12 protein-coding genes and 1 pseudogene are annotated in these 11,800 nt (G+C 56.5%); 7 read left to right on the top strand and 6 right to left on the bottom strand.

Annotated elements, in window-relative coordinates; all coding sequences use genetic code 11:
• The 5 genes and pseudogenes from NTCA1_RS22635 to NTCA1_RS22655 form a co-directional block, all read left to right on the top strand.
• On the top strand, positions 1–714 hold a 714-nt coding region (locus NTCA1_RS22635; RefSeq protein WP_201282571.1), incomplete at its 5' end, for a TrbI/VirB10 family protein.
• Positions 715–724: 10 nt separating this feature from the next.
• Positions 725–946, top strand: coding sequence for a DUF2274 domain-containing protein (locus tag NTCA1_RS22640; RefSeq protein WP_159831927.1), 222 nt, complete (start codon positions 725–727; stop codon positions 944–946).
• A gap of 70 nt (positions 947–1,016) precedes the next feature.
• Positions 1,017–1,277: a helix-turn-helix domain-containing protein gene (locus tag NTCA1_RS22645; RefSeq protein ID WP_236549527.1), complete on the top strand. Its 261-nt coding sequence runs from the start codon at positions 1,017–1,019 to the stop codon at positions 1,275–1,277.
• Positions 1,278–1,578: 301 nt separating this feature from the next.
• Positions 1,579–1,962 (top strand): annotated as a pseudogene (locus NTCA1_RS22650) (integrase); the annotation flags it as partial.
• A gap of 289 nt (positions 1,963–2,251) precedes the next feature.
• A complete protein-coding gene (locus NTCA1_RS22655) occupies positions 2,252–3,904 on the top strand; it encodes an anti-phage dCTP deaminase (protein WP_159831928.1) in 1,653 nt (550 codons plus the stop codon).
• A gap of 464 nt (positions 3,905–4,368) precedes the next feature.
• Here the strand turns inward: NTCA1_RS22655 and NTCA1_RS22660 are convergent, their stop codons facing one another.
• The 6 genes from NTCA1_RS22660 to NTCA1_RS22685 all read right to left on the bottom strand — a co-directional run bounded on the left by NTCA1_RS22660 (position 4,369) and on the right by NTCA1_RS22685 (position 10,086).
• Positions 4,369–5,379 (bottom strand): hypothetical protein, encoded by a 1,011-nt coding sequence (locus NTCA1_RS22660; protein WP_159831929.1) that lies wholly within the window; start codon positions 5,377–5,379, stop codon positions 4,369–4,371.
• Complete coding sequence (locus NTCA1_RS22665) at positions 5,351–5,701, bottom strand: hypothetical protein (RefSeq protein WP_159831930.1); 351 nt, start codon at positions 5,699–5,701, stop codon at positions 5,351–5,353. The genes NTCA1_RS22660 and NTCA1_RS22665 overlap by 29 nt, the downstream gene beginning before the upstream one ends.
• Position 5,702: 1 nt before the next feature.
• Complete coding sequence (locus NTCA1_RS22670) at positions 5,703–6,470, bottom strand: hypothetical protein (RefSeq protein ID WP_159831931.1); 768 nt, start codon at positions 6,468–6,470, stop codon at positions 5,703–5,705.
• A gap of 133 nt (positions 6,471–6,603) precedes the next feature.
• Entirely contained in the window at positions 6,604–8,448 is a 1,845-nt protein-coding gene (locus tag NTCA1_RS22675) for a hypothetical protein (RefSeq protein WP_159831932.1), read from the bottom strand.
• Entirely contained in the window at positions 8,448–8,957 is a 510-nt protein-coding gene (locus NTCA1_RS22680) for an ABC-three component system middle component 2 (protein WP_201282572.1), read from the bottom strand. The genes NTCA1_RS22675 and NTCA1_RS22680 overlap by 1 nt, the downstream gene beginning before the upstream one ends.
• Positions 8,950–10,086 carry an ABC-three component system protein gene (locus NTCA1_RS22685; protein WP_159831933.1) on the bottom strand — a complete coding sequence of 379 codons (1,137 nt, stop codon included), beginning with the start codon at positions 10,084–10,086 and terminating at the stop codon, positions 8,950–8,952. Before NTCA1_RS22685 ends, NTCA1_RS22680 begins: the two co-directional genes overlap by 8 nt.
• 754 nt (positions 10,087–10,840) lie before the next feature.
• Between NTCA1_RS22685 and NTCA1_RS22690 the strand changes: the two genes are divergently transcribed.
• Together NTCA1_RS22690 and NTCA1_RS22695 are read left to right on the top strand one after the other, a co-directional pair.
• Entirely contained in the window at positions 10,841–11,296 is a 456-nt protein-coding gene (locus NTCA1_RS22690) for a transposase (protein ID WP_159831934.1), read from the top strand.
• Positions 11,297–11,426: 130 nt separating this feature from the next.
• Positions 11,427–11,771, top strand: a complete 345-nt coding sequence (locus NTCA1_RS22695) for a hypothetical protein (RefSeq protein ID WP_159831935.1) — start codon at positions 11,427–11,429, stop codon at positions 11,769–11,771.
• Positions 11,772–11,800 lie beyond the last annotated feature (29 nt).

Genomic DNA, 11,800 nt, shown 5'->3' on the forward strand with positions numbered 1-11,800 from the left:
GCCGCCACCGTTCCGGCGCCACCGGCAAGCGCAGGCTCGAAAATGGCCATCGACTTTACCGGTGACCCCAACGCCCAGCAGCGAAAGGTGGATTTTGTTGCGGAGGGAAATGGAGGGGGCGATATCGAGTCACATGTCCTGGTTCCGGCGGCGTCACCGAACATGCTGTCGGCGGGGAGCGTCATACCGGGCAGCCTGATTACCGGCTTGCGGTCGGATCTTCCTGGCATGGTGATTGCGCAGGTGACACAGCGGGTATTCGATAGTGCGACGGGGCATGTCCTGCTCATTCCGCAGGGCGCCAGGCTCATTGGCAGCTACGATAGTCTGGTAGCCTTCGGGCAGAAGCGGGCGCTTATCGTTTGGCAGCGCATCGTGATGCCGGACGGCAGTTCCATTCGCCTCGATAACGTCCCGGCCAGCGACCTGTCCGGTTATGCGGGCCTGGAGGATCAGGTCGACGCGCATACCTGGCAGATCGTAAAGGGTGCAGCGATTTCCACGCTGCTCGGGGTCGGTTCGGAACTGACCTTCAGTGGCGAGAGCGATCTCGTACAGGCCATCCGGCAATCGACCCAGCAGAGCGTGTCTCGGGCAGGCGATCAGCTGGTGTCGCGCAGTCTGCAGATACAACCGACGATCACGATCCGGCCTGGCGCCCCGGTGCGCCTCGTCGTTCATCGTGATCTCGTCCTCCCCCCTTGGCCGCAGTAGGAGCATCGTCATGGTCGATTTGAAGCTTCCCGCGTTGCCGGACCGAACTCCGGTCAAGATGTCCATTCATGTAATGCCTGAACTGTCGGACGCCCTACGCGATTACGCAAAGATGTATGCCGCGGCGTACGGGCGAGAAGAGCCTGTCTCGGTGCTGGTTCCGGCGATGCTGGAGGCTTTTCTCAGCAGCGATCGCGCGTTTTCAAAATCGCGGGCCCGCGGTGCGAAATAGGTTTCCGATTAGGAAGCCTCACCATTGCGCGGCTTCCGGCATACACCGCTGACCAAAAAAGGACCCTGCGATGGTACGGAACGTCAACAAGGAGATGCGCGCGCTCGGCCAGTTCGATCCGATTAGTGTCCGGATACCTGACGCGGTACGCATGACCGGGCTCAGCAGGTCTAAGATTTACCTGCTCATCGCTGCCGGAGATCTTGAGGCTGCAAAGGTGGGGCGGTCTACGGTTGTCTCGGTGGAGAGCCTGAAGGCTGTGATCCATGCTCGGCGTATTAGGCCGAAAGGGCGCCAGCTTCGCGTGAAAAAAGGCGCTGCATATCGCTGAGAAATTGGCAGCAAGGTTGGACGATCCGGAATGTCTCCTAACAAGCCCCAGGTGATCCGAAGCCGCCGCTAGTTCAGCGGCGCAGCGCGCTTGCTTTGGGAGCAGGGTCATTTGGATTTGCGCGAACCCCCGCGACGCCCAGTCGATGGCTGGGCAAATGCGGGCGCCGCCGCGCTTCAAGGGGCCGGTGCGCGATGTCGAGCCGCGATCGCGCGCGCGGGCTCAACGTTCGCGCGCAGCGAGGGCGATTAGATGGGGTAGGGGGCCAGACCCATTTGTCGCCCACCGTGCGCGCTAGCCCGGGCGTAAACTGGCGACGATCTCTGGGCGCGAGGCCTCGGATCTGCGCAAGACGCTGCCAAAGCCGGCGGCACGGCCCGCACCGATTATTCGGGCGCTGCAACCAGCCTCGATTGGCCCGATCTGACGGGCGATCATCAGCCGGGCGTTCGAGAAGAGGGCCTCACCCGATCTCACGAAGGATGACTTGGAACGCCTACTCACACAGGTCGGCGGGCATTCGACACGGGTGGGGCTCAATCATGGCCTGTTTGCCAGCGGCGAGAATCTCGCCGGGATTATGGACGCGCTGCACTGAAAAAGCCCGCGGATGCCGCTGGCGTACTATCGCAGTCTTGCGGCGGAATGGGGCGCGGCCGGAAGGTTCACGAATAAGCTGAGATAGGCGTTTCATTGCGAATTTCGACGCCTCGTTCTGATATGTGGCGCTCATCGCATTGATTAAGAAGCCCGAAGCCGATCGTCTCCCCTGGGCGGGACCTATTGCGCCGAATCTGAGCCTTAGGTCGATATCGTTACCGATAATTGGGGGCTATGGCATGGCAGATGCTATCCCTGGCTTTTTCGTTTCCCGATCTTGTTCTAGTTTCAATCCATGCTCCACTATCTTTCTGGACGTACCTCGCGTCTATGTTTAGCGTAGACATAGTTCATTCGTCACGCGGTTGGAAAATATGGAAGAGAATTTGCCCGCTTCGGAGGTAGTTTTGGAGCTAGAGGCAGATTTCGCCGTTGCGGAGCCTTATCCCGAATCTGAGGGCATTCTGAAGCCTGAACTCGTGTTTGGACTGGCGGCGCCAGTCGGAACGGATCTTCGAGCATTGCGAACGGCGCTTCAAGAGCGCTTGGACGCTTTCAAGTATGATTGTGTTCATATTCGCGTGAGCGATCTGATTAAGCAGTATTGTGAAAAGGACGTTCGAGAGCAGATCGAATCTGCGAAAGAGGAAGAACGTATCAGCCTGCTTATGGCTGCCGGCGATCACTTGAGGGACTCCGTAAATCGCGGGGATGCTTTGGTGCCGTTGATTGTGACCGCAATCCGAGCTGCTCGTGAAAAGATTAAATCGAAATCTGGAAGTACAAATATTCCTGCCGACAATGTGTGTTTCATTGTGGATTCGCTTAAGCATCCGCACGAGGTAGCGACACTTCGAGGGATGTATGGCGATAACTTCGTTCTCATATCCGGCTTCGCATCGAAAGATCACCGCAAAGATCGGCTTTGCGATGCAATCGCGAGATCCCATCTAAGCACTCGGAACGAAGACTTCGCAAAGCAAGCCGAACTCTTGATCGCAACGGACGCAAAGCGGTCAGGATCGAAGATCGGCCAGAGCTTAAGAGACGCATTCCCACTGGCTGATTTTTTTATAAGGGTCTCAGGAGATTTCACGAAATCGTTAGATAGATTTCTCGATATCTATTTTGGCAGCCCATACCTTACGCCATATCCTGACGAATACTTCATGTTTGAAGCAACCGCCAAGGCGCTCCGATCCTCGGATTTGTCACGCCAAGTCGGAGCGGTCGTCGTTGACCAGTCCAATCACATGCTGTCTGCAGGATGTAATGAAGTTCCGATGGCGGGTGGCGGATCCTATTGGCCAGGCATGAACGGTGGCTCAGATAACCGAGACTTCGCGAAAGGGCGCGATTTTAACGCGGTCAAAAAATTTGAGATCATCAACGAGCTCGTCAGTTTTCTGAACACCGCAGGAGTGCTGAAACTTGACGACGATATCTCGGAAGACGATTTTTCTCGTGCGCTGTTGTTCGGCAAGCACAAAGGGCAGTTTAAGGATTTACGTGTTTCGAACCTGATCGAGTTCGGCCGAGTAGTTCACGCGGAAATGAACGCGATCACGGAAGCAGCGCGGCGCGGCGTCGCAGTCGGCGGTGGAATCCTATATTGCACAACTTTCCCCTGCCACATGTGCGCGCGACATATTATCTCTTCTGGAATTCAGAGGGTGGTATATATTGAGCCATATCCGAAGAGCATGACTGAGGAGCTATTTCCTGAGACGGTGCTGGTTGATCGCGAAACGGTCTCCGGAGATCGAACGCAGCGAGCAGGCGATGCTCACCCGCCGGTGTCATTTGTGCCGTTCGAAGGTGTTGCGCCATCGCTTTACACCGGATTGTTCCGCGCGGGCGCTGATGCACGCAAGAACAGCCAAGGGTATATAGTGCCTTGGGCTCGCCGGGAGGCAATGCCGAAGATTGCTAGCAGATCGACCTATCTCGAATTGGAACAAGCCGTCGCAACCGAGGTTGCAAACCTGAAGAAAGTCAGCAAAGAGGCCGTTCAAAGGCACCAGTAGGGGACACGTTATGCGCTTTACCGAGCAAGATATTTCTGCGCAAATTCAACGTGATAAAGCCGAATTCTCTAAGCGCTCCTCAGATACGCAGGCGTTTCTGCGGCGAGAGGCTGAGACGGTCCGGGCCTCTTACCAGCGAGAGGAGCTCCCCCGGCGGGTCGCCGTCTGAGCTTCATTCACGGTCAATCCTTCTGGATTGGTTGAACGGGTCCGGGGGTAACCTCGGGCCCGTTCGCTATGGCGCCTACTTGGCGTGTCCAGAAGCGCAGCTTCCAGGTTAAAATCTTGAAAAGCTGCTATCTGATCGGTTTTGGCGAAACCCGACATTGCGACTCATGCTCGGGAACGACGGGTTCGCCCCAGACCCTTCCCATCACATTCGACCCTTTGCCGCCATTCGACCGTCGATTTAATGCCGCGAAGGGCAGACCGTCTGCTTATCCGGAAGGGATGAGCTTAAAGGCTCACGAGTGCCGGTCAGCGTACAACCATTGGCTACACGTGACATGGTCTTGGCCGCGTGAAAAGTAATGGCAATGCCCAGAGTTTTCACAACCTTTGGCCGATTGCTGCAGGAAATCAGGATTAGCGATAAGATCTCGACAAACGCCAAGATGGACATTTAGCGGCAGTTCTGATTTCGGGCGCGTTATGGCGCGACCGGAATAGATGAAGCGCTGGTTTGGATGCCGCCGTGCAAACGAAAGAGTTTCCTGCCATCGCGCTGTGATAGTGTCTGGCCGCCCCGGGTAAATCAGCTTCTTATCAATATTGTAAAATCCAGAAGATACATCAACATAGTCAAAAGGTAACTGAGCAATTTTATCGACAAATTCATCGCCGCCCACTTGGTCGAAGCGGATCTCGCCGGACCGAAGAGAAATCCGGATAGATGTTTCCACGCCCTGAGCCTTCAATTTGATTGCCCACGCCCTCAGCCTGTCCAGGACGGATGGAGCATTGGAATTGAAACGCTGGTCGATAAGAAGGTTGAAGAGATAGCCGTGCGCTGCGTGGAGCTGGATGTGCCTGAAACCAGCGTCTAGTGCGAGCTCAGTACCGTGTTCTAGCGAATCCAGAAATTTTAACTGTTGGTCCTCACTCATTTCATTGAGGAGCTTACGCGCACTTTCGATAACCGCTGCCGGGGAATTCGACCGAAACCTTCGATTGCCGGTATAACCGCTCCAAGCACTTGCCAATTGAATACCAGGCAAAGCCCCTCGATCAGCTATGGCGCTTGCAACGCGTTGCCATACAGGGTTGTCGCTGATGACGGGTGTCTGGGCGTTGCTTCCAAAGCCATCGGGCACGACAACATTGCCCAAGATTGCGCAGTAAAGAAGGGGCGATGAACGACGAGCATAAAAATTGATATAGCGCTCATCGGGCAGGTTATCAGTTACGAATCCAGTGTTCACCCCTACAAAAAAGATCAGACGAGACTTAACCAAGCTTTCCATATCGACCGTCATTGATATCCATTTTTGACAGAATGTCCGCTTCCAGATTTCCTCCCAGTAGTTCCGAGAGGCGGATAATGTAGATTGCGGCGTCAGCAAGCTCCATTCGAAGGCTTTGCGACTCATCTTCCAGCGCAGGTCCGACATAGTCGGGATGGTCGTGCGCGAGTCGAATCTTCTTAATAAGATTCGCAAATTCGCCGACTTCACCAAACAGGCCAATTAAGTCCTCTTCTATCTGTCGAAGTCGGCCGGTGTCCGTCTTAAAGTCCAGAAGAAAGCCGCGACGACGGTCGGCCGCCAACTGCCGTTCGATCAGCTTCGATAGATCCATATCACTCCTTTCGGCCAATACATATGGCAGCCAATACCCAAATTGCACTGGCAACGAGATTCCCAACAAGCGACTGTAGCTGCGATATCACCTGCTGATTGACAAGAAAGATAGCGAGCGCATTCAGCACGACGACAGCGAGAAGGCCGAGATCGAGGATTCGGTGCCGACGGTCCAGTTTCTTGAGGAGCTCAGCAGTCGCCCTTGGCAAAAGACGGTAAGCCTCTTCTCGTTCGGTCCCCATCCTTCGATCCGCCTTCACCTGTTCGAAAGTCTTCTGAAGGTGATGCTTGATCGGCCAGATTTGCGTTCGGAAGCCATGTTGCCCCTTGTAGAGATTCTTTGCGGGCGAAGAAAGCTGAGTGAAGTCGATCTTCGCAATAGGTTCACCCTGCGGAAGAAGGATGTACTTGTCGCTCATGTTATGTGTTACGATGCCGAGATTACCGCTGAAGCCAGGATCGGCATAAGTCGCGACGTGACTAAGACCGATGCTGAAGAGCGAACCCTTGCACACGACACGACCGACCAGATTGGAAGGTACGTCGAGATTTTCCTTTGTGATCAGCACCACATGATGGCCTGGCTTAATCAGGATTTCTTCGTTGGGACCTACCTGAATGGGATGGTCGCTCTCCGTGAGATCATAGTACACATCTGATAACCGCAATTCATAACTCGCGCCTGTGCACAAGGATCCATCCGCGTCCTTGATTAATCGGTCTTTGCCAATCTCTTTCAATAGATCGAAGTCACTTAATGTCGCCACAATCCCGCCTCTGACAAAACGAATAAAAAGATAGATTAATTATCATTGTTCAGAATTTTAATTTGAACATACGAGATGAATGCACTTACTTGCTGTCCTTCGTAATTCAGCGTTACTCCCACCAGAAAGGGTTTTATTGTGGAAGAAAGCCTTGGCGCAAACCGTCTGTCGCTTGGTCGCCGTAGAACCACTCGAAATGCACAGTTTGGGTGACGCCCTCGGGCGGCAACTTGTTCTCGATGACAATGATCTGCGTTTCCTTGCTGACGTCCTTCAGCGATTCCCAGAAAGCCCGCTCGATCTCGCTGTCGACCGGAACGCCGCGCCCGCCGTCCGCAGTACTCTTCTGATAGGCAGTGAGAGGCGAATCGATAATTACGAACCCTGGATGCGGCCGCTTATACATCCGACAATAGCGCAGCAAAGCGATAGTAAAGGCTGAATACAGCAAGCCGCGAACGCCCTTACCATGAGACTGGCGAGGCTGTCCGTTCACAACGATGTCGAAGTCCGATTCGTCAAACGTGACACGAACGCTCGAGGCCCACTTCCAGCTCAGGAGGACCTTCTCGACCTCGCTGCAGAACTCAGCAAGCGCCAACAGCGGCAATGTCTCCCACTCGCGATTGGCCGGTTTGTTGGCTCGCACGTCCGCTTCGAGGCGCGCCTTGAGTGCGCGTAGATCCTGCCAATTGTCGTGATCGCCACGGCGACCTTCAAGCTCGAGGCGCATGCGGAACAATTCCTCCAGAGCCGAGGCTTTGTTTTTGACCTGCGGATTTAATTCTTCACGCAGTCGCTCATCCACAGACTGTAAGGCATCTGTCGCATTCTTATGCCGCTGGGACTGTTGGGCGCGCCGATCCTCAAGGTTGATCATCGTAGCTGCCAGCTCGTCTTGCTGCACGCGGATCTTCGCCGCTTCAGCGCGCGTCGCCGTCTGTATGTCCTCGCTAAGACGATAGGATCCATGCTCGTGATCCAGCGCCATCACCTGATCACAAATGGGGCACACCACTTCCTGCAGCGCGCCGAAAAAATGCGCACCTTCCGATACGAAATCGAGGCGCTGGAGATCGGAAGTGTAGCGTTCGCGCAGAAGATTGTAGCGCGTGCTCAGTCCTCCAATTGCTGAAAGCTGATTGCTGGCGTTCAGCACCAGATTACTTGCCGTCTGCCGCTGTTGAAGCAAGCTTTCAACTTCCCCCTCCAACACTGAGAATTCTTCGGCCGCGTCGGCAATGGTTCGATCGAGTTGCTCGATCGCCTTAGTCGTCGCTTCGTCGGCGCCGTCCTTGAAACGCGCATCAAGCGGGATCAGCATTTGCTCCACAAGTTCCAAGCGGGCATTGAGGCGAGCCGCCGTCAGTTCGGGGCGTTCGGTGGCAACAATGCCATCGTCATCACGTCCGCTCAGGAGGTAGGCGAACATGCGCTTGCTCACCGTCTCGTCGTAACCTGATTTCCCGAGGATCGGAGATATCTCGGAAATCATCGAGACTTCATCAACCAGCAGGGCCGGTATCAGTGTACGCGCAGAAAGCCTGGCCAGTTCGCCGCGAGCGTTCTTGCGCAGCCGCGCATGGGAAACACCGGCAAACGGGAATAGGATCGACGCGACGTCGTCGGCCGTACTGCGCCCGCGTCGGCGCGCTTCTACAGTAGGGCCTCGCGCGCCGATCGCATCAATCGGCTGATGCCAGTATTCGATGCTCGTGCCTCCGCCGATATGGCGCCGCATCGTCAGGAATTTTCCGTCTAAATTCCTGAATTCCACAGATACATGGCTGTAGAGCGCCAGCTTGGGCACTCTTTTCTTCGCCATCTTCTCGGCGCCCAGAACATAGTCGAGGCACGCCACAAGCAGACTCTTTCCGGTATCCGATTGACCGCCGAGAATGTTCGCGCCGGCCCCGAAACGGACGACTGCATCGCTCTGACCCGCACCGCTGAGCTTGATGGTGGAAATTCTGATCATTACAGTTCCAAACCTTCTATGGCACCGATGCGGTCGAACTCCGCGCCCCAGCGGCCGATGCTCTCTTCCATGTAGCGTGCGAGGTCCCGATCTGACTTTCCGCCGAACGCGGCGTTGATCCATCTTGCGCGCTGCTCGAGGTTTTGCGCGTACTCGGATTTCAGCAGCGCCAGAAACGCCGCCGTGAGCGGGTTTGCTCGGTAGCCTATCCCTGATGCGTCATGGGTTTTATCGATAAGTTCCCGCGAGAACATCAAATCGAGCCCATCGCGTAACGCCTCGCGCTTCACGAGGAACTCTCCGCCACGATAAGGTACCGCAGGGTGCAGGCTCGGAGGCCCGCCCTCGATGTCGCCGGAGTGGACAAGCAGGTAATCATAAGTGATCAGGCGCTGGAGCTCGTTCCGGCCGTCTCTGGCGGCATCAAGCAAGTAGAGGGCGCGAAGCCCGCATTCCATCGCACTGTTGTAAGGCCGGCGATAAGGGGCCTTCGCTCCACGCTCAGGCATTGGCATCTCCGCACCATTGCAGATGATTTTCGTTCGCCATGTGGTGGCACATCCCCTCTCGGTCGGCCGCGACGACATGGTCTGCTAGGATATGGCCGCCCAGTTGAAGCTTCTGGGCGGCGCGCACAGTTCTCACCAGGCGTTCATGCCCAGTGATGCCGGTCTCGGTATAGTCATAGTAGAGACCGTTCCGAAATTCGCCGAGCAGCGAATCGAAGAACTGTGTATCGAGCATCGTGTCGCGCGCCAGTTCCTTGAGGCCTTCGGCGCTGTAGAACGTGATCCGCGAGCGTTCGAACAGCGCGCGGAACCTATCCTGGCCGGCAAAGTCATCAAGCGAACCGACTGCCAATCCGAGACACTCTCCGATAACGCGGTAAAGCTGTTCGATATAGACCGATTCTGCCGCGTCGACTTGCGAGGGTGGTTTCGGAGGCGGATCTCGCTCGATTAGCGGCAGCCCAAAAACTCGCAAGTGGTACGGCGTCTGAGCATGTTCGGCTAGCAGCGTTGCGGGCTGCTTTGCCGCGAAGATCCCAAAATCCATACCGTCAATGAAGGCCTCAAGTTCAGGTGTCATCGGTGTAGACTTGCTGCTGATCTCGCGGTCGACGTACTTACTCCAGTTTTCCTTCACGAAGGTCTTGAGAGCTGCGGGATCGTCCAGTAGGTCTTGCAGCGTGCCGGTCACCCCTTTATGGGTGACAAACCAATATTCGACCGGCAACGGGTACTCGCCGCGCTGCGCATAGTAGACAAGCTTTCCAATTTCCGTGGTTGCGGCGCCTCTTCCAAGCGCCGTCTGCAGATGCTTACATTGATAGCAAATCCATCGCCTCGGGCTGACCGTTGCCGGATCCAGCCAGGCGATGATGTCGCGCCCCTTGTCGCCGGCACCGCCGCGCTGCTGGATGTCGACGATCCCCTCGATCTGCTTTATGAGATAGCCATGCGCCCATTCCAGAGTGAAGCGCTCGAACTTCTTTGGATCGAAACCAGCGAGACGGTCGAGCGGCTCGACCGGCAAGCCCATCCCCATTCCTAAAAGCCGTGCATTCGCATCCGGCCACGGTGTTGGCTCTGACAGGGCCTCATGCTCAATCGCCGCGCTCTTCAAAAATGCCCCCATCAGTTCGCCGTACCCCGAATACAATCGGCGCTTCGGTAACCTAACGAATTAAAGAATTGAATAGCTACCAAAAAGTTGTTCGTGTTGGATCTAAATTCTTAGGGTGAACGCTGCTTTTTTTGGTCGGCCAGTAAGCCGACCGTCTCGAAAGTCCCAAGCCAGGCCATTGAGGTGAGGTGACGCAGCGGCGGAGCGAACGTTGGCTTACCCTGGACGGTCGCGGTAAGCCGCTTTTCCGAAATGTCCTATTGCCGGCCGTTCAGCGTGGCTGATCTCTCGTGAAACGAATGGCTGCTTCGGAGGCACTCATATGAGGGGCTGAATGGCGGCTCTGCCGGCGCTCGCGGCACGTCCGGATTTTGGCGCGAGCGGGTGGTATGCGGGCGATCATGGTTGCCAGACGAACTTGTCGCGGCTGCGGAGTGATCGTCGATAAAGTTCATTCGGTATCAGCGGCTCGTTAGGCTGCGTCCACCGAGCGTACCCCTCACGGGTCCGCACCATCCGCAATTCGTCATCGAATTCACCGTTCAGGCCGTTCCCATCGCAAGGGCCTCCGACCAATTTTATCCTGCTCAAACTAAATCCTCCGCATCCGAGAAAGCTAATTATGAGAACCGAGCGCAACAGCGGCGCGAAGGTTTCAATCGCTGCGATGGGGCGTCTAACGTAAGCGGGGCCGCGCCCTCACCTTGCGGGGCTGCAGCACAGCGCCGAGGCTCAGCGCCCTGATCGGATGGAGGGCGCTGGTGGTATGACGATGCCATGTGATGATGCTGGCAATAGCTGGGTAACCCGCTTCGAAGTGTTCACTGGTGCGGGGCGGCGACGGGATTTGCCCCCGGAGGTCAAGGCTTCGATCCTGGCCGAGAGCTTTTCCGGGCGGGATACGGTCTGCTCGGTTGCGCGGCGGCATGGCATGAGCCCATCGCAGCTGTTCACCTGGCGCCGGCAGCTCCGCAAGCAGTTGGAGAGCCAGGGCGCGGCCGTGCCGGCTTTTGTTCCCGCCCTCGTCGATGCCGTTGCCGCAGAGGAGTTCCCGCCTGCGATCCAGCGGCCGAAGGAACGGCGGCGCTCGAAGGCGAGCACTGTGGAACTGGAGATCGACGGCGTTGCTGTGAAGATCAGCCGCGGCGCCGATGCCGGGATGATTGCCGCAGTGACCCTCCCCAGGCTCGCAGCGGGTCATCCCGCCAACGCCGTCAGTTAACATATGCCTTGGACCGCCGTATCCTGAGCACAGCGCTTACGATTCATCACGATAAGGTTAATTACGATCGCGTCCCGGAACGAGCGAGGACTTCACAAGTTGGTGCAGCATGAAAATGACAACGACTCTCATGGCAGCGGCTGCACTAGCCTCTATGGTTGCGGCTTGCGACGGACCGAAGGAGAAGGCAGGTGCAGCAAGAGACGAGACGGCAGCCAATGCGTCGGGCGTGCCCTACGACGGGAATGGTCCAGCTGAGCGCGCTGGCCGAGCCGCCGACCGCGTAGACCGGGCTGCGGGCAAGGCGCGTGATTCTCAAGCGGAAGCGCTCAAGGATCAGGGGCACGCGATCGAAGCGCAGGCTGATGCGGAAGCCGACAAACTGGAACAACAGGCGCAGGCAATTCGCGATGAGGCCAAAGCGAAGGCCGAAGAATTGGATCGGCAAGCCGACCTGCTAAAGCACCCATCCTGACTGGCTGGAACGGTGCAAGGGCATTCCGT

Origin of the sequence: Novosphingobium sp. TCA1 (genome assembly GCF_009811895.1) — a bacterium.
In the GTDB taxonomy this organism is placed as follows: Bacteria; Pseudomonadota; Alphaproteobacteria; order Sphingomonadales; family Sphingomonadaceae; genus Novosphingobium; species Novosphingobium panipatense_A.

Coding starts and splice junctions, on each gene's coding strand:
- NTCA1_RS22665 (WP_159831930.1), bottom strand. CDS start 5,701: ATGGATCTATCGAAGCTGATCGAACGGCAGTTGGCGGCCGACCGTCGT.
- NTCA1_RS22660 (WP_159831929.1), bottom strand. CDS start 5,379: ATGACGGTCGATATGGAAAGCTTGGTTAAGTCTCGTCTGATCTTTTTT.
- NTCA1_RS22690 (WP_159831934.1), top strand. CDS start 10,841: ATGACGATGCCATGTGATGATGCTGGCAATAGCTGGGTAACCCGCTTC.
- NTCA1_RS22685 (WP_159831933.1), bottom strand. CDS start 10,086: ATGGGGGCATTTTTGAAGAGCGCGGCGATTGAGCATGAGGCCCTGTCA.
- NTCA1_RS22640 (WP_159831927.1), top strand. CDS start 725: ATGGTCGATTTGAAGCTTCCCGCGTTGCCGGACCGAACTCCGGTCAAG.
- NTCA1_RS22655 (WP_159831928.1), top strand. CDS start 2,252: ATGGAAGAGAATTTGCCCGCTTCGGAGGTAGTTTTGGAGCTAGAGGCA.
- NTCA1_RS22695 (WP_159831935.1), top strand. CDS start 11,427: ATGGCAGCGGCTGCACTAGCCTCTATGGTTGCGGCTTGCGACGGACCG.
- NTCA1_RS22675 (WP_159831932.1), bottom strand. CDS start 8,448: ATGATCAGAATTTCCACCATCAAGCTCAGCGGTGCGGGTCAGAGCGAT.
- NTCA1_RS22645 (WP_236549527.1), top strand. CDS start 1,017: ATGGTACGGAACGTCAACAAGGAGATGCGCGCGCTCGGCCAGTTCGAT.
- NTCA1_RS22680 (WP_201282572.1), bottom strand. CDS start 8,957: ATGCCTGAGCGTGGAGCGAAGGCCCCTTATCGCCGGCCTTACAACAGT.